The organism is Geodermatophilus normandii, assembly GCF_003182485.1.
Classification (GTDB): Bacteria; Actinomycetota; Actinomycetes; order Mycobacteriales; family Geodermatophilaceae; genus Geodermatophilus; species Geodermatophilus normandii.
This window is the reverse complement of sequence record NZ_QGTX01000001.1, coordinates 4,176,082-4,192,351: the sequence shown is the minus strand read 5'-3', so window position 1 is coordinate 4,192,351 and position 16,270 is coordinate 4,176,082. Positions and strand designations below refer to the sequence as shown.

General features: G+C 73.8%; 18 protein-coding genes, 1 other RNA gene and 1 riboswitch. Of the genes, 13 read left to right on the top strand and 6 right to left on the bottom strand.

All coding sequences use genetic code 11. The features are described 5' to 3' along the window. Window positions 1-42: 42 nt before the first annotated feature. The 5 genes from JD79_RS24585 (at window position 43) to JD79_RS20225 (ending at window position 4,809) form a co-directional block, all read left to right on the top strand. Window positions 43-885 (top strand): Nif3-like dinuclear metal center hexameric protein, encoded by an 843-nt coding sequence (locus JD79_RS24585; RefSeq protein WP_425454179.1) that lies wholly within the window; start codon window positions 43-45, stop codon window positions 883-885. Window positions 886-956: 71 nt separating this feature from the next. After that, window positions 957-1,238, top strand: a complete 282-nt coding sequence (locus tag JD79_RS20240; protein ID WP_211308072.1) for a DUF3311 domain-containing protein — start codon at window positions 957-959, stop codon at window positions 1,236-1,238. A 3-nt stretch (window positions 1,239-1,241) separates the two neighbouring features. Next, on the top strand, window positions 1,242-2,885 hold the full coding sequence (gene mctP / locus JD79_RS20235; protein WP_110006967.1) for a monocarboxylate uptake permease MctP: 1,644 nt from the start codon (window positions 1,242-1,244) through the stop codon (window positions 2,883-2,885). Between the two features lie 92 nt (window positions 2,886-2,977). Next, window positions 2,978-3,718, top strand: coding sequence for a zinc ribbon domain-containing protein (locus tag JD79_RS20230; RefSeq protein ID WP_110006966.1), 741 nt, complete (start codon window positions 2,978-2,980; stop codon window positions 3,716-3,718). Then, complete coding sequence (locus JD79_RS20225; RefSeq protein WP_110006965.1) at window positions 3,715-4,809, top strand: bifunctional RNase H/acid phosphatase; 1,095 nt, start codon at window positions 3,715-3,717, stop codon at window positions 4,807-4,809. The genes JD79_RS20230 and JD79_RS20225 overlap by 4 nt, the downstream gene beginning before the upstream one ends. Before the next feature lie 84 nt (window positions 4,810-4,893). Here JD79_RS20225 and JD79_RS20220 read toward each other — a convergent pair whose 3' ends face one another. From JD79_RS20220 to JD79_RS20210, 3 genes are read right to left on the bottom strand one after another with little or no spacing between them, the layout of a single operon-like run. Then, the gene (locus tag JD79_RS20220; protein WP_110006964.1) at window positions 4,894-5,637 is read right to left on the bottom strand and encodes an amino acid ABC transporter ATP-binding protein; all 744 of its coding nucleotides are present in this window, start codon (window positions 5,635-5,637) and stop codon (window positions 4,894-4,896) included. Continuing rightward, window positions 5,634-6,554 (bottom strand): amino acid ABC transporter permease, encoded by a 921-nt coding sequence (locus JD79_RS20215; RefSeq protein ID WP_211308071.1) that lies wholly within the window; start codon window positions 6,552-6,554, stop codon window positions 5,634-5,636. Before JD79_RS20215 ends, JD79_RS20220 begins: the two co-directional genes overlap by 4 nt. Beyond that, on the bottom strand, window positions 6,515-7,393 hold the full coding sequence (locus tag JD79_RS20210; protein ID WP_110006963.1) for an ABC transporter substrate-binding protein: 879 nt from the start codon (window positions 7,391-7,393) through the stop codon (window positions 6,515-6,517). Before JD79_RS20210 ends, JD79_RS20215 begins: the two co-directional genes overlap by 40 nt. Before the next feature lie 97 nt (window positions 7,394-7,490). Here JD79_RS20210 and JD79_RS24580 point away from each other — a divergent pair, with 97 nt between their 5' ends. Together JD79_RS24580 and nadA are read left to right on the top strand one after the other, a co-directional pair. After that, the gene (locus tag JD79_RS24580) at window positions 7,491-8,183 is read left to right on the top strand and encodes a dihydrofolate reductase family protein (RefSeq protein ID WP_245900256.1); all 693 of its coding nucleotides are present in this window, start codon (window positions 7,491-7,493) and stop codon (window positions 8,181-8,183) included. 28 nt (window positions 8,184-8,211) lie between these two features. Continuing rightward, window positions 8,212-9,243: a quinolinate synthase NadA gene (gene nadA / locus JD79_RS20200; protein ID WP_245900255.1), complete on the top strand. Its 1,032-nt coding sequence runs from the start codon at window positions 8,212-8,214 to the stop codon at window positions 9,241-9,243. 1 nt (window position 9,244) lies between these two features. Here the strand turns inward: nadA and JD79_RS20195 are convergent, their stop codons facing one another. Beyond that, entirely contained in the window at window positions 9,245-9,997 is a 753-nt protein-coding gene (locus JD79_RS20195; protein WP_110006962.1) for a sulfite exporter TauE/SafE family protein, read from the bottom strand. 24 nt (window positions 9,998-10,021) lie between these two features. Here JD79_RS20195 and JD79_RS20190 point away from each other — a divergent pair, with 24 nt between their 5' ends. Continuing rightward, window positions 10,022-10,381 carry a DoxX family protein gene (locus tag JD79_RS20190; protein ID WP_245900254.1) on the top strand — a complete coding sequence of 120 codons (360 nt, stop codon included), beginning with the start codon at window positions 10,022-10,024 and terminating at the stop codon, window positions 10,379-10,381. Window positions 10,382-10,498: 117 nt separating this feature from the next. Further along, window positions 10,499-11,218 carry a PIG-L deacetylase family protein gene (locus JD79_RS20185; protein WP_110006961.1) on the top strand — a complete coding sequence of 240 codons (720 nt, stop codon included), beginning with the start codon at window positions 10,499-10,501 and terminating at the stop codon, window positions 11,216-11,218. 42 nt (window positions 11,219-11,260) lie between these two features. Here JD79_RS20185 and JD79_RS22810 read toward each other — a convergent pair whose 3' ends face one another. Beyond that, complete coding sequence (locus JD79_RS22810; protein WP_170149283.1) at window positions 11,261-11,881, bottom strand: VldE C-terminal domain-containing protein; 621 nt, start codon at window positions 11,879-11,881, stop codon at window positions 11,261-11,263. A gap of 271 nt (window positions 11,882-12,152) precedes the next feature. Then, window positions 12,153-12,301, bottom strand: a riboswitch (cyclic di-AMP (ydaO/yuaA leader). 127 nt (window positions 12,302-12,428) lie between these two features. On the opposite strand from JD79_RS22810, the gene rnpB reads away from it, so the two are divergent. Together rnpB and JD79_RS20165 are read left to right on the top strand one after the other, a co-directional pair. Beyond that, an RNA gene (gene rnpB, locus JD79_RS20170) (RNase P RNA component class A) lies at window positions 12,429-12,842 on the top strand. A 450-nt stretch (window positions 12,843-13,292) separates the two neighbouring features. Beyond that, window positions 13,293-13,727 (top strand): hypothetical protein, encoded by a 435-nt coding sequence (locus JD79_RS20165; RefSeq protein ID WP_110006958.1) that lies wholly within the window; start codon window positions 13,293-13,295, stop codon window positions 13,725-13,727. Window positions 13,728-13,766: 39 nt separating this feature from the next. Here the strand turns inward: JD79_RS20165 and JD79_RS20160 are convergent, their stop codons facing one another. After that, window positions 13,767-14,873, bottom strand: coding sequence for a tyrosine-type recombinase/integrase (locus JD79_RS20160; protein ID WP_110006957.1), 1,107 nt, complete (start codon window positions 14,871-14,873; stop codon window positions 13,767-13,769). A gap of 271 nt (window positions 14,874-15,144) precedes the next feature. Between JD79_RS20160 and JD79_RS22805 the strand changes: the two genes are divergently transcribed. Continuing rightward, window positions 15,145-15,570 (top strand): nuclease-related domain-containing protein, encoded by a 426-nt coding sequence (locus JD79_RS22805; protein WP_170149282.1) that lies wholly within the window; start codon window positions 15,145-15,147, stop codon window positions 15,568-15,570. A 206-nt stretch (window positions 15,571-15,776) separates the two neighbouring features. Then, on the top strand, window positions 15,777-15,911 hold the full coding sequence (locus JD79_RS24335) for a hypothetical protein (RefSeq protein ID WP_281270333.1): 135 nt from the start codon (window positions 15,777-15,779) through the stop codon (window positions 15,909-15,911). Window positions 15,912-16,270 lie beyond the last annotated feature (359 nt).

The window sequence follows — 16,270 nt, the reverse complement described above, 5'->3', positions numbered from 1 at the left end:
GAGCCCGGACGGGGCGCACCCCCTGACCTAGGGTCGGCGGCCGTGACCGCCACCCTCGGCGAGGTCGTCGCCGCGCTGGAGGCCCGCTTCGACCCCGCGCTGGCCGAGGACTGGGACGCCGTCGGGCTGGTCTGCGGTGACCCGGCCGAGCCGGTCGGCCGCGTGCTGGTCGCCGTCGACCCGGTCGCCGCCGTCGTCGACGAGGCGGTCGAGACGGGCGCCGGGCTGCTGGTCACCCACCACCCGCTGTTCCTCACCGCGGTGCACGGCGTCCCGGCCGACGACCCGAAGGGCCGCCTGGTGCACCGGCTGGTCCGGGCCGGCTGCGGGCTGTTCGTCGCGCACACCAACGCCGACCGCGCCGCCGACGTCGGCGTCAACGACGCGCTGGCCGCCGTCCTCGGCCTGACCGGCGCCCGCCCGCTGCAGCCGGCCGCCCCGGCTCGCGGAGGGCCTCGGCCGGGTGGGCGAGCTCGCCGAGCCGACGACGCTGGCCGGGTTCGCCGCGCACGCCGCCGCCGTCCTCCCCGTCACGACCGGCGGCGTCCGGGCGGCCGGCGACCCGGACCGGCCGGTGCGCACGGTCGCCGTCTGCGGGGCAGCGGCGGCTCGCTGCTGCCGGCCGCCGCGGCCGCCGGGGCCGACGTCCTCCTCACCAGCGACCTGCGGCACCACCCCGTGTCGGAGGCCGGCGAGGCTCCCGGGCCGGCCTTGTGTGACGTGGCACACTTCGCCTCCGAGTGGCCCTGGGTGCCCGTGGTCGCCGACGTGCTGACCACGGACCTCTCCGGCAGGGTCGAGGCGGTCGCCTCCCGGCGCCGCACCGACCCGTGGACGGTGCACCGCGGGGCCGAGGGGGACCGGACCGCGGGGTCGGCCGGCTGAGGGAGGGGACGGGGATGTCCAGCGCAGCGACACCACCCAGGGGCGCACCGGGCAGGACGGACGGGACGCCCGTGCGCAGCGACCGCAGCCCGTGGAACTGGCTGCTGCTGGTGCCGATCGTCGTCCCGCTGCTGGTCCCCGTCTTCAACCGCGTCGAGCCGACGCTGTTCGGCTGGCCGTTCTTCTACTGGGTGCAGCTGCTGTTCGTCGGACTCGGCGTGCTCACCACCGTTCTGGTCTACCGGGCCACCCGGCGCAGCCCGGCCGACCAGGCCGCCGCCCGCGCCGCCGTCACCCGGGACGCCCGGGACGCGGCGGCGCGCACCACCGACGACCGGAACGGGGGGCACTGAGCCGTGGACGGGGTCAACGTCGTCGAGCTGACGATCGTCATCGTCTTCTTCCTGATCGTCACGGTCATGGGGTTCGTCGCCGCCCGCTGGCGGCGCGCGGAGAGCCTCATGCACCTGGACGAGTGGGGCCTGGGCGGGCGCAGCTTCGGCACCTGGATCACCTGGTTCCTGCTGGGCGGCGACCTCTACACCGCCTACACCTTCGTCGCCGTCCCCGCGCTGATGTTCGGTGCGGGCGCCGCCGGGTTCTTCGCCGTCCCGTACACCGTGGTCATCTACCCGCTGGTGTTCCTGGTGGTGATCCGGCTCTGGTCGGTCAGCCACGTGCGCGGCTTCGTCACCCCGGCCGACTTCGTCCGCTCCCGGTTCGACTCCCCGGGCCTCGCCCTGCTGGTCGCCCTCACCGGGATCGTGGCGACGATGCCCTACATCGCCCTCCAGCTGGTGGGCATCGAGGCGATCCTCAAGGCGATGGGTGTGGAGGGCGAGCTGCCGCTCATCGTCGCGTTCGTGATCCTGGCGCTCTACACGTACAACTCCGGGCTGCGGGCGCCGGCACTGATCGCGTTCGTCAAGGACACCCTGATCTACCTGACGATCATCGTCGCCGTCATCGTCATCCCGACGAAGCTCGGCGGCTGGGACGTGGTCTTCGGTGCGGCCGAGGAGAAGTTCTCCGCCGGGACCGGGGCGGGCGTGCTGCTGCCGGCGACCGGGCAGCTCGGCTACGCCACCCTCGCGCTGGGCTCCGCGCTGGCGCTGTTCCTCTACCCGCACTCGATCACCGGCGTCCTGGCCGCCAGCAACCGCGACGTGCTCAAGCGCAACATGAGCGCGCTGCCGGTCTACAGCCTCGCGCTGGGGTTCATCGCCCTGCTGGGCTTCATGGCGATCGCCGCCGGCGTCACGCCGATCGGCGAGGACGGCAACACGATCGTCCCGGTCCTGTTCCAGGAGATGTTCCCCAGCTGGTTCGCCGGCATCGCCTTCGCCGCCATCGGCATCGGCGCGCTGGTGCCGGCGGCGATCATGTCGATCGCCGCGGCGAACCTGTTCACCCGCAACATCTACAAGGAGTTCCTCAAGCGGGACGCCACGCCCCGCCAGGAGGCGCAGGTCGCCAAGATCGTCTCGCTGGTGGTCAAGCTCGGCGCCGTCGCGGCGATCCTCTTCATCGACCCGCAGTTCTCCATCGACCTGCAGCTCATCGGCGGCGTGATCATCCTGCAGACGCTGCCCGCGGTCGCGCTGGGCCTCTACACCCGCTGGCTGCACCGCGGCGGCCTCATCGCCGGCTGGTTCGCCGGCATGGCGGCCGGCCTGCTGATGCTCTACAACATCCCGCGCCTGGGGCCGGACGGCACGGTCGTCCGGGAGCACTTCGGCGGGTCGTCGTTCGCGCTGTCCAAGCTCGGCCTCGACGTCGCCTCCAGCGTGTACGCCGGCCTGCTCGCACTGCTGGCCAACCTGCTGGTGGCCGTCGTCGTCACCGTCGTGCTGCGGGCGATGAAGGTCTCCGACGGCGTCGACGGGACGGCGGAGTCCGACTACACCGCCGAGCGGGAGGACCCGACCTTCCGCGACCTGCCCGACCCGCTGGAGTCCGCACCGCCCGGAGCGGCGGGGGAGAGGGCGACCCGCAGGTAGACGACGGACCCCGTGCCCCCACCGCTCGCACGCGCGCGGCGGGACCCCGCACGGGGGCCGAGGGCCAGGCGGTGCCCCGGTAGGTTGGACGGGTGAAGGCCGACCACTTCGAGCAGCAGAAGCTCCTGGCCCTGGCCGACGAGGACGTCGCGCTCACCCAGCTCGCCCACCGGCAGCGCACGCTGCCCGAGGTCGCCGCGGTCGAGGCCGCGGCCGAGGCCGAGCGCACCTTCGCCGAGGCCGAGGTCCGCGCCGAGACCGAGGTGGGCGACCTCGACCGGGAGCAGAAGCGGCTCGAGGCCGACGTCGACACCGTCCGGCAGCGGGCCACGCGCGACCAGGGGCGGATCGACTCCGGCGCGGCGACGCCGAAGGAGATCACCTCGCTGCAGTCGGAGCTGCAGTCGCTCGCGCGGCGGCAGTCCGACCTGGAGGACCAGGTGCTCGAGCTGATGGAGCGCCGGGAGGTCGCCGACGCCGCGCTGGCCGACGCCCGGACGGGGAGGGCCTCGGCCGCCGCCGACCGGGGGCGGGCCGAGCAGCTGCGTGACGACGCCCTGGCCGACATCGCCGACTCCACCTCCCGGCACCAGGCGAAGCGGGCCGAGGTCGCCGGCGGCATCTCCGCTCCGCTGCTGTCGCTGTACGACCGCATCCGCACCCAGACCGGCACCACCGGCGCGGCGATGCTGCGGGCGCGGGCGTGCCAGGGCTGCCGCATCGAGCTCAACGGCCGGGAGCTCGCCGCGGTCCGCAACGCCGACCCGCACGAGGTGGTCCGCTGCGAGAACTGCGGGCGGATCCTGGTGCGCACCGCCGAGTCGGGACTGTGAGCCGCCGGTTCGTCGTCGAGGCGGACGGGGGATCGCGGGGCAACCCGGGCCCGGCCGGCTACGGCGCGCTGGTCCGGGACGCGCAGACCGGGGAGGTGCTCGCCGAGCGGGCCGCCTCGGTCGGCCGCGCCACCAACAACGTCGCCGAGTACGGCGGCCTGGTGGCCGGGCTGCAGGCGGCCCTGGACCTCGACGCATCCGCCGACGTCGAGGTGCGGATGGACTCCAAGCTGGTCGTGGAGCAGATGTCGGGCCGCTGGAAGATCAAGCACCCGGACATGCAGAAGCTCGCCGTCCAGGCCCGCGACATCGCCCGGCAGCTGGGCAGCGTCCGCTACACCTGGGTGCCGCGCGCGCAGAACGGCGCCGCCGACGCGCTGGCCAACAGCGCGATGGACGGCCGGCCCGTGCACCGCGACGCGGCCGCCGAGCCGTCCGTCGCCGAGGACGACGTCCAGCCGACGGCCGAGCCCGCACCGGTCGTCACCACCGTCACGCACCTGCTGCGGCACGGGCGGACCGAGCACACGCCCGAACGTCGGTACAGCGGCCGCAACGACCTGCCGCTGTCGGCCACCGGGCGGGCGGAGGCCGAGGCGGCCGCGGCGCGCGCCGAGGAGCTCGGCATCGACGTCGTCGTCGCCTCGCCGCTGCGCCGCACGCGGGAGACCGCCGAGGCGGTGGCCGGTGCCCTCGGCCTGCGGGTGGAGCTCGACGAGGACCTGGTGGAGCTCGACTTCGGCGACCTCGAGGGGCTGACCGCCGGCGAGGCCCGGGAGCGGCACCCGCTGGCCGCCCGCCGGTTCATGGCCGACGTCACCGTGGCCGCGCCGAACGGCGAGTCGGTCGCCGACGTGTCGAAGCGCGTGGCCCGGGCGCGCGCGCGGCTGCTCGAGCGGTACGCCGGGAGGACGGTGCTCGTGGTCAGCCACGTGACGCCGATCAAGCTGCTGCTCGCCGCCGGGCTCGGGGTGGGCGACGAGGTCGTGCACCGGGTGTTCCTCGAGGCGGCGTCGCTGTCGACGGTCGCGTGGAGCAGCGACGGCCGCACGTCGGTCCGCCTGGTGAACGACACCGCGCACCTGCGCTGACGCGCCCCGGCGAGATCGGCGGTCTCGCACGCCTCGGTCGCCCGGAGCGTGCGAGACCGCCGATCTCGGCGGGGGGAGGGCGACCTACAGGCGGCCGGCGTCGATGACGCGGGCCAGGAACTGCCGGGTGCGCGGGTGCCGCGGCTCGCCGAGCACCTGGTCCGGCGGACCGGACTCCAGCAGCACCCCGCCGTCGAGGAAGGCCACCGTGTCGGCCACCTGGCGGGCGAAGCCCATCTCGTGGGTGGCCATCACGATCGTCATGCCCTGCCCGGCCACCTCGCGCACGAGCGCGAGCACCTCGCCGACCAGCTCGGGGTCCAGGGCGCTGGTCACCTCGTCGAGCAGCAGCACCCGCGGGCGGACGGCGAGCGCGCGCACGATCGCCACCCGCTGCTGCTGGCCGCCCGAGAGCCGGTCGGGGTACTCGCCGGCCTTGTCGGCCAGGCCGATGCGTGCCAGCAGCCCCCGTGCCTCCTCGACCGCCTCGGCGCGCGGCCGGCCGTGCACCACCGTGGGCGCGAGCGTCACGTTGTCGAGCACGGACAGGTGCGGGAACAGGTTGTAGGCCTGGAACACGACGCCCATCCGGCGGCGCACCCGGTCGGCGTCGACCCGCGGGTCCGTGACGTCCTCGCCGTCGAGGAGCACCTGCCCGTCGTCGACGGTCTCCAGCAGCGCGGCGCAGCGCAGCAGCGTCGACTTGCCCGAGCCCGAGCCGCCGATCAGCGCGACCACCCGGTGCTCGTCGACGGCGAGGTCGATCCCGCGCAGCACGACGTTCCCGCCGAACGCCTTCGCGATCCCGCGCAGCTCCAGGACGCTCACAGCAGCGAGCCGCTCTGCTGGCGGCGGCGGGCGCGCGCGGTGACGGCGTCGGCCAGGCGGGCCGAGGGGACGGCCAGCAGCACGAACAGCAGCCCGGCGACGACGTAGGGCGTGAAGTTGAAGCTCTGTCCGACCTGGATCTGCGCGGAGCGGACCGCGTCGACGGCGCCCAGCACCGAGATCAGCCCGACGTCCTTCTGCAGGGCGACGAAGTCGTTGAGCAGTGCCGGGGTGACCGTGCGCAGCGCCTGCGGCAGCACGACGATCCGCATCGTCTGCCGGTGGGTGAGCCCGAGCGAGCGGGCCGCGGCGCGCTGGCTGGGGTGCACCGACTCGATGCCGGCGCGGAAGACCTCGGCCACGTACGCGGAGTAGACGAGCACGATCGCCGCCGTGCCCAGGACGAACGGCGACGTCGGCACGCCCTGCAGGCCCAGCGCCGGGAACCCGAAGCCGACCAGGTACAGCACGATGATCAGCGGCATCCCGCGGAACAGGTCCACGTAGGCCGTGGCCAGGAAGCGCAGCGGCGCGAGCGCCGGCCCCCGCAGGGTGCGCAGCGCGGCGATGCCGAGGCCCACCAGCAGGACGAGCAGGCCGCCGACGACGAGCACCTGCAGGTTCACCAGCAGCCCGCGGGCGATGTCGGGCAGCGACTCCAGCGCCACCGACGGCGAGAAGAACGTGGCCTGCACCCGCGGCCAGCCCGGCGAGCGGGTGACGGCCAGGTAGGCGACGACGGCGAAGACCAGCGTGGACGCGAGCGCGACCAGCGTCGAGCGCCGGGCCCGGCTGCGGCGCCAGGCCCGGCGGGAGAGCTCGAGCTCGCTGGGCGGGGGGAGGGCGACGCCGCGGGGGCCGCCGGGGACGACGGTGCTCAGGACAGGACGGGCGCGTCGGCGACGTCGGACAGCCACTGCTGCTCGAGCTCGGCGAGCGTGCCGTCCTCGCGCAACGCGTCGACGGCCCGGCTGACGCAGTCGGTGAGCGGGCTGTCCTTGGCCAGGAGCAGGCCGAACTGGTCGCCACCCTCGCCGGAGTCCTCGAGCTGGCCCACGATCACGCCGTTCTCCAGCTCGGCGGCGGTGATGTAGAAGGCCGTCGGCAGGTCGACGACGATCGCGTCCACCTGGCCGTTCTGCAGGGCGAGCTTGGCGTCGTCGTTGGTGTTGAACACGACCGGGTCGTTCTCGGGGGCGATCACGGTGGTGAGGACGTCGAGGCTCGTCGTCGCCACCTGGGCACCGAGGCGCAGGCCGCGCAGGTCGGCGAGGCTGGTGGCGCCGTCGGCCGCGGAGCCCGCGGTGGTGATGACCGCCTGGCTCACCGTGTAGTACGGCGAGGAGAAGTCGACGGCCTGCCGCCGCTCCTCGGTGATGGAGAACTGGTTGACGTCGAAGTCGAAGGGGCGGGCGCCGGGCTGGATGGCCGCGTTGAAGGGCACCCGCGTCCAGGTGACGTCGTCCTCGGAGTAGCCGAGCTGCTCGGCGACCGCGTAGGCGACGGCGGACTCGAAGCCCTCGCCGTTCTCCGGGGCGTCGTCGACGAACCACGGCTCGTAGGCCGGCTCGTCGGTGGCGATCGTCAGCGTGCCCGGCTCGAGGGTGTCGAGCTCGTCGGGCGTGCAGGCGCCGGTGGCCGAGGAGCCGCCGCTGCCGGAGGAGCCGGCGTCGGTCGACTCCTCCTGCGGTGCGCACGCGGAGAGCGCCAGGGCGGCGGTGGCGGCGAGGACGAGGGGGAGCGGACGACGGCGCATCGAGGAGTCCCTTGCTGGGTCGGATCGGCGCGCAGATCGTAGGACCGGGGCCGGTGTGTCCGGCCTCACCCGGGCTCGTCGGACGAGGAGGTGCGCCATGGGTGCGGTGGTCCTGTTCGCGGCGGTGTCGCTGGACGGGTTCGTGGGCCGGGACGACGACATGCCCGGCCCGCTGTTCGACTGGTACGGCAACGGCGACGTCGAGATGACCTTCAGCGACCGGAACCGCCCCTTCCACGTGACCGCGCCGACGGCGGAGTTCCTGCGGCCGTTCGCCGAGCGGGCGGGCGTCATGGTGTGCGGACGCCACCTGTTCGACATCACCGACGGCTGGGAGGGCGTGCCCCCGAACGGCGAGCACGTCGTCGTGGTGACCCACCGGCCGGCCGACGACTGGCCGCACCGGGCGACGGCGCCGTTCAGCTTCGTCGCCGACGTCCGCACCGGGATCGAGCGGGCGAGGGAGCTCGCCGGCGACCGGGACGTCACGGTGTCGGCCGGGGACGTGGGCGGGCAGGGCGCTGCGCGCGGGCCTGGTCGACCGGGTGGTGCTCGCGCTCGTCCCGGTGGTGCTGGGCTCGGGGAAGCCGTACTCCGGCGCCGGGGGACCGCCGGAGATCCAGTTCGAGGACCCGCAGGTGGTGCAGGGCAGCCGGGTGACGCACCTGGTGTACGACGTCCGGCGCTGACGTCCGGCGCTGACGTCCGGCGCCGGGGGAAGCGGGCCGGGGAGCCCGGCGTTGTAGGGGGCACCCCGCTACCGCCGCTGACGGTGGACCGGGGACGATGAGCCCCCGCGCCTGCCTCCGAGGAGCCCCGTGACCGCGACCATCGCGCCCGCCACCCCCGCCGTCGCCGGCGACGAGCGCACCCTGTCGCCCGCCGAGTACGCGACCTGGGCCGCCGAGGTCCGCCGGCTGGCCGACGAGCGGGGCGCGGTGGTCCTCGCGCACAACTACCAGGTGCCCGAGATCCAGGACGTCGCCCACTTCACCGGCGACTCCCTCTACCTGTCGCGGGTCGCCGCGCAGACCGACGCCCGCGAGATCGTCTTCTGCGGCGTCCACTTCATGGCCGAGACGGCGAAGATCCTCTCCCCGGACAAGACGGTGCTGCTGCCCGACCACGCCGCCGGCTGCTCGCTCGCCGACTCGATCACCGCCGAGCAGCTGCGCGAGTGGAAGGCCGAGCACCCGGGCGCCGTCGTCGTCAGCTACGTGAACACCACCGCCGCGGTGAAGGCCGAGACCGACATCTGCTGCACGTCGTCGAACGCCGCCGACGTCATCCGCTCCATCCCGGCCGACCGGGAGATCCTGTTCTGCCCGGACCAGTTCCTCGGCGCGCACGTCAAGCGCGTGACCGGGCGAGAGAACGTCCACGTGTGGGCGGGGGAGTGCCACGTGCACGCCGGCATCAGCCCGGCCGACGTCCGCGCGCAGGTGGCCGCGCACCCGGACGCGGAGATCCTGGTGCACCCCGAGTGCGGCTGCACCACCTCGGTGCTGGACCTCGTCAGCCACGGCGACCTGCCGGCCGACCGCACCCGCGTGCTGTCCACCGGCGGGATGGTCGAGGAGGCCGCGACCACCCGCGCCCCGCAGGTGCTGGTGGCCACCGAGGTCGGCATCCTGCACCAGCTGCGGGCGCTGAACTCCGGAACGGCGTTCATCCCGATGAACGAGCGGGCGGCCTGCCGATACATGAAGATGATCACCCCGGCGAAGCTGCTGCACACGCTGCGCACCGGCGAGGGTGCGATCGACGTCGACCCGGAGACCGCCGCCCGCGCCCGCCGCGCCGTGGAGGCGATGATCGCCATCGGCGAGCCCGGCCGCGGCGGCGAGTAGGTCAGATCCGGGTGAACAGGTAGACCGACACCACGACGCCGAAGACCACGATGAGCACCCGCAGCGGCGTCGCGGGGATGCGGCTGGCGATCCGGGCACCGGCGAACCCACCCACCAGGCTGGCCGGCGCCGCGACGGCGACCACCTGCCAGTCGACCGGCCCGAAGAAGCCGAAGACGACGAGCGTCACCGTCGCCGTCACCGCGGACAGCGCCGACTTCAGCGCGTTGGCCAGCTGCAGCCGGTGCAGCGCGGTGCCGAGCACGCCGACCAGGATCACGCCGAGCGCCCCGCCGAAGTAGCCGCCGTAGACGGTGGCGAGGAACAGCGCGAGATGGAGCCACCACGGGTCGCGGGCGGTGCCGTCGTCGCGGTCGCGCAGCCGGCGGGTCAGCAGCGGCTGCACGGCCAGCAGCAGGCTCGCCAGCAGCACCAGCACCGGGACGACGACGTCGAAGGCCTCGCTGGGCGTGGTCAGCAGCAGCACGCTGCCGGCGGTGCCGCCGAGGACCGACACCGCGCCGAGGCGCACCAGCCGCTCGCCCTGGCCGGCGTACTCGCGGCGGAACCCGGCCATCCCGCCGAGGTAGCCGGGCCACTGCGCCACCGAGTTGGTGACGTTGGCCGCCACCGTCGGCAGGCCGAGTGCCACGAGGGTGGGGAAGAGGACGAGCGACCCGCCGCCGGCGATCGAGTTGATGACGCCGGCGCCGAGGGCCACCGCGGCCGCGATGAGCAGGTCGGCGGCTGACACGGAGCGGCAGCCTACGGTGACGCCGTGCGCCTCCCCGCCCCGGCGACCTGGCTGGCCGCCGCCCTCGGCGGCTCCGGCGTGCTGCACCTGGTGCGGCCTCGGACCTACGAGTGGCTGGTGCCGCCCGAGCTCGGCGACGCCCGGGCGTGGGTGCTCGGCAGCGGCGTGGCCGAGGTCGCCGCGGCGGCACTGCTCACCGGGCCGCCGACCCGGCGAGCCGGGGGGTGGGCGGCGGCCGGGCTGCTCGCCTCGTTCCTGCCGGCGCACCTGCACCACGTCCGCCTCGCGCGGGGGCGGCCGGCGTTCCTGGCGGCCGCCGCGGTCCGGCTGCCGCTGCAGGCGCCGATGATCGCCGCCGCGCTGCGGGTGGCCCGCGGTCGCTGACGCCGGTCGATCAGCGGCCGCGGGTGGGGACCGGGTCGGGCCCGGTCGGCCGGGCGCCGTCCACCCGGCTGCGTCCCGAGCCCGCCGCCGCGCGCCGACGCCGGGCACACTGCCCGCATGGCCGATCCGCTGCCCGACGACTGGGAGCGCGCGCTGGTCGTCGTCGCCCACCCCGACGACGTCGAGTACGGGTGCGCGGCCGCCGTCGCCACGTGGACCGCGGCCGGACGCGACGTCCGGTACGTGCTGGCGACCAGTGGCGAGGCCGGCATCGCCGGGCTGCCGCCGGAGGAGGCCGGGCCGCTGCGGGAGCGCGAGCAGCGGGCCGCGGCCGCGGTGGTGGGCGTGTCGGTGGTCGAGTTCCTCGGCCACCCCGACGGCCGGCTGACCGAGGGGACGGACCTGCGCCGGTCGCTCGCGGCGGCGATCCGGCGGCACCGGCCGCACCTGGTGGTGACGATGCACCACGGCGACACCTGGACGCCCCCGGGCGCGGCGGTCGGCTACTGGAACAGCGCCGACCACCGGGCGCTGGGCCGCTGCGCGCTCGACGCGGTCGGCGACGCGGCCAACGAGTGGATCTTCCCGGAGCTCGCCGCCCAGGAGCCGTGGCGGGGCGTGCGGTGGACCGCCGTCGCCACGCCGGTCGGGGTGACGCACACCGTCGATGTCACCGACGTCGTCGACCGGGCGGTGGCCTCGCTCGCCGAGCACCGCCGCTACCTCGAGGCGCTGTCGGACGAGCCGGTCGAGGAGCAGGCTCGCAAGCAGGTCGACATGGCGACCCCCGAGCTGGACGGCCGGCGCGTGGCCGGCTTCGCCCTCTACGCGGGGTGAGGGGACGCGGCCCCGGGGGACCCGGGGCCGCGTCCCGGTCGATCAGGGGTTGAAGCTGACGTGCACGTGGTCGTAGTGGTTGGCGGTGACCGACCCGCGGTCCTCCATCGCCCGCCAGCCGGAGCCGCCGATGATGAAGATCCGCTGCTGCCAGATGACGTACTCGACGTTGAACCGCGCGGCGTTGTCGATGACGTACTGGGCGACGGCGTTCCCCTTGGCGGAGTCCGCGTAGACCATGAAGTCCGCGGCCAGCTGCTGGGTGGGCGAGTGCCCGGGCCGGGTCAGGACCGTGGACACCCCGAAGGTCGAGGTGACCTCCGCGACGACCGGGCGGACGTGCGCGGCCCAGGCGCTGTAGGCGGTCGAGGTCGGCGTGGGCTTGCCGGTGAGGTCGGTCGACACCGCGACCACCGCGGTGGCGGCGGCCGCCGCCGGGGCCGCCGCGGCTGCGGGAGCCGCGGCCGCGGCGGGGGCTGCCGCCGGAGCGGCGGCCGGCGCCTCGTCCCGGTCGTGGGACCAGCCGTGCGACCAGTCGGAGCGGTGGCCGTCCCACCGGCCCTCGGCCTGGGCGACGGACTGCCCGGAGAGACCGAAGGCGAGGGCGAGGGCGCCGACCGTGACGGTGCGGCGGACGGTGCGGGATGAGCTGTGCGAAGGCATGACGAGGAGAGCTCCTGACGTCGGTTCCGTGCGGCGCCGCCGTGTGTTCAGCGGTCACCGTCACGTGAGTGGGGCGGAAGCCCCCGGATGGGACGGCCGGGCGGGCGACCGGGCGGCGGGCACCTGCTGGAGGGCAGGCCGACGCGAGAGCGGTCGCGGTCCGGCTCGGGATGCGCGGCGACCGGCGTTCGTGCGCGGGTCGCGGCGTCCGTCTCTGAGGGGGTGCGGGCGCGCCAGGGCAGGCGCCTACGGCGCACCCCGTTGCGGTTCTCCGTTCTCCCATGGCCGCCTACCGGGTCAGCTGACGGGTTCGGGCGGGGATGCGCCCTACCCGCTCCCGAGGGAGCGGGACTCACCCCAGTGGTTCGGTGGGTCCCCGGCTCGCGGCCACGGATGGTCACGACTCGGCGGCATCCGGTGCGGCTCCCCCCGGGTGGAGGCGGTGACGACCGACCGGACCCGGCAACCGTAGGTGGGTTACGGAATAGTCACAACGCGGACCGGGCAGTTCCGCTGTGAAGGGTCCGTAGACTGCGGGCACGACGGACGAGTCGGCCGGGCGGTCGCGTCGGCGGGGGAGACCCCGTCGCCGAGGAACGTCCGGGCTCCACAGGGCAGGGTGGTCGCTAACGGCGACCCGGGGGAACCCGCGGGACAGTGCCACAGAGAACAGACCGCCGGCGGTGCCTCTCCGGAGACACGGCCGGTCAGGGTGAAACGGTGGTGTAAGAGACCACCAGCGCACCGGGTGACCGGTGCGGCTCGGTAAACCCCACCCGGAGCAAGGTCGAGAAGGGACGGCGGGAACGTCGTCCTGCGCAGGCGTTCGAGGGCTGCCCGCCCGAGCCTGCGGGTGGACCGCTCGAGCCCGCCGGCAACGGCGGGCCTAGATGGATGACCGCCCATCGGGAGGCCGCGAGGCGCCCGAGGACAGAACCCGGCGTACAGGCCGACTCGTCCGTCGCCCCTCGTCTGACCTGCCTTTTCAGGTCCGGCGGGGGTCCCCGTTCCTCAGATGTTCCTCAGCCGCGGGAGCCAGTACGGCGCCCACCACGGCCCGCCTGAGGACGAGGACCCGGACGTGTCCGCACCCGTTGCGCGCGGCCGCCGGCAACGAGGGCGGACTTGAACGTCTCGTATGGGAGGCTGCGATCCAGCGTCGGCCCGAGCAGGAGGCACGTTGGCCAAGTACCGGCGGCGGGGGCATTGGCGACGTGGTCGAAACGGGACCATGCACTGGGTCTCTGCGCACGACGTCACACGAGGGTCCTCGGGCAGGCAGAGCTCAAGCTCCTACTCGACGAGCTGGTTCACGCAGGACCACCATCCAGCCCCGCCGCGACCCGCCACGGTCCGCTATCCGGCACTGCCCTACTCGGCTCGCTGGCTGAGGCCCAATGCTCGCTGCCCCGTGTGCGGCGCAGCCGTCTACTTCTGGTCGAACGCGGCCGGCAGTCGGGTCTACTTCGACGAGATGGGACCGCCATGGCCGAAGCACCCGTGCACTGACGTTCGAGCTGGCTTCGCTTGGGCCGCCGGCCCGCAGGCGATCTATCGCACGCGGTCGACCCCGGAGGCGCCGGCGACCGCTGGTGACTTCCGCGGGCGGTACGCCGCGAAGCCCGCCCAGGCATACGAGATCCTCAAGGCTGTTCGTGACAGCTGGTCGACGAGGCTGCATGTCCGCCGTGTTGGCTGGCTCCGGCGGCGCGTCATCTTCGCCATCCCGTACCTATTGACGCCGCTCCCTGGCCAGCTGGTGTTCGTTGCTGATGGGCGACTGACGCTGCTCGACCACTCGACGCTCCAAGTCCGGGACTTCCCAGCCGAGACGGTGCAGGAGTAGCGAGTCCGGGGACGGGCCCCTCGTCCCAGCCGACTGATCTCAGGGGCGCAAGTGAGTGGTTCTCCCTGGCGGCTCGTCATGCGGAGCCAGCACGGCGTCCACCGCTGCGCGCGTCCGGTCGTCGGAGTCCGGCCAAAGGTGGCTGTAGGTGTCAAGGGTCTCGGAGGCGCTCGCGTGACCAAGCCGGGCCTGGACGGTCTTCACCGACTCGCCGTGCCGGATGAGCAGGCTGGCGTAGAAGTGCCGGAGACCGTGGAAGGTCACGGTGTCGTCCAGGCCGGCTGTCTTGACGGCCGGGCGCCACACCGTGGCGGAGAAGGCCGTCCGGCGGATCGGGTTGCCGAGGTCGGTCGTGAAGACGAAGCCGTCGCTCTGCCACTGCTTGAGGTGGGCAGCGAGGGCGTCGACGACGACCTGGGGAAGAGGCACCACCCGGACCGAGGCCTGGGTCTTGGGCGGTGCCAGGTAGGGCGGGCGGTCGGGCATGGTGACCAGTTGGCGGTCGACCGTCAGCTGCCGACGGAGGAAGTCGATCCGGTCGACGGTCAGCCCGAGGGCCTCGCCCTGACGCAGACCCGTGCCGGCGGCCAGGGTGACTAGCGCCCGGTAGCGCTCGGGGACGGCGTCGGTGAGCGCGCGGACTGCCTCGATGGACAGCGGCTCGATGCGCTGCTTATGGACCTTGGGCAGCCGCGTCCCCGTGCACGGCGACGCGATGATGCGGCGGTCCCGGACGGCGGCCTTGAAGACGGCGGACAGGATGCGGTGGACGACGCCGACCGTGCCAGGCGCGAGCGTCTTGGACAGGCGCTTGACGAGGGCCTGCACGTCGCTCGGGAGGACGGCGGACAGCTGCTTGTCGCCGAGGCTCGGGTAGACGTGCCGGCGGAGCATCGTCTCCACGTGGGCGGCCGTGGTCGGCCGGTGCACCTGGGCGGCCCGCCACTGCTCGGCGTACTCGCGGACGGTCTGCCGGCCGGCGCGAGGATCGACGTACTGACCGGTGACGATGCTGGCGCGGACCTCGTCGAGCCAGCGCTGGGCATCGACCTTCCGCGTGAAGACGCGGGACCGCTGCGGGCCGCCGGGGGCGGCGCGGTAGCGGGCCTGCCAGGTGCCGTTGGGTCGCCTCGAGATGCTGGCCATGCCGTCTCCTCGCGCGGGACTGAGCGGGCGGGGTCTCCCGGCCGCCGCACCCCGGGCTACTGCGCGGCCGCAGGGGTTGGGTGCCTTGCTGCGGAATCTGTGGAGCGGACCGCGCCTGTGGATAGGCGGGCCGGGCACCGTGGCCGTCGGCAGGCTGGAGCCGTCGGCCCAGCCTGCCGACGGCACTGGAGAAGATCTCCAGTTCCCCTGCAGTGGTGAGGCAGCAGGTCAGTCGGCTCTTGTTGGGCGCGGCTCGGCCGATGGTGACGTCGTGGGCTCGTGGAAGCGCTCGTCACGAGCCGGCCGGTACGCCGCGCAGCACTACCGGCGACTGCGCCGTCGTTGGCGGCGCCGGGTCCTCGGACCGTTGCTCCTGATCGTGTCGCCCTTCCTGGTTGCGGCGATCGCCCTCAGCGCGTTCTTGGACGGCTGGCTGCGTTGGAACGGTGGTGTTGTGCTCGGTGCGGGCCTGGCGCTCTTCGTCATCGCCTGGAGGACGCCGCCGCAGCACATCGAGAGCTGGAACAGCGGAGCTGAGGGCGAGCGGAGCACCGAACGGGTGCTGAGGCCGCTGGTGCGTTGCGGCTGGCACGTGCTGCACGACCTCGACTGGCCCGGCGCCGGCAACGTCGACCACATGGTCGTCGGCCCCGGGGAGTCTTCGTGCTCGACAGCAAGGCGTGGAGCGGCGTGGTGAGCGTCGATGACGCCGGAGCCACGATCACGCCGAGGGACAACCCGGACGCGGCGTGGACCGCCCGTGGACAGCGTGGAAGGCAGACACGCGCCGGAACTGCAATAGCCCGTGCCCTTGCATCACGGAGCGGCCTGGCCGTCCCTCAACCCGAACCAGTGGTCGTGGTGTGGGCTCGGTTGCCGCAGCGTGTCGAGAGCGCCGGTGGGGTGACCTACGTCGAGGGGGAGCACTTGGCCGACTGGCTCATCGGCCGACCGCAGACGCTGCACCGCGATCAGGTGGCTCGGCTGGCGGCAGCGGCGGACGACGACCTGTTGCAGCGCTCCGTTCGTCGCTCCTGAGCCAGCCGTGGGGCTGCCTCGCTCGCACGTCTCCTGAGACCTCGGCACTGGCTGCTTCGCCTGACCGAGGCCGCCGATTCAGCGCCACTGGAGCATCCAGGATCCTGAGGCGACACACCTCATGCACTGTCGGGCCAGCGACTCGTTGTGACGAGTAGATCGAGACAGCAACGACGTGCACGTGGGGCTCAGTCTCGCGGGTGAAGACACCATGCCTTGATCGCCGCCGTCTCCGTCGCCGAGATGGGCCCCTATGTCCAGCTGGGGGTGCGGCCTAGGCTGAGACCGCGTTGGGCGTGGGAGTCGGGCTCGAGCGAAAAGCAGGGGTCGGGACTGGAAGCCCCGTCACGCAGTTGACC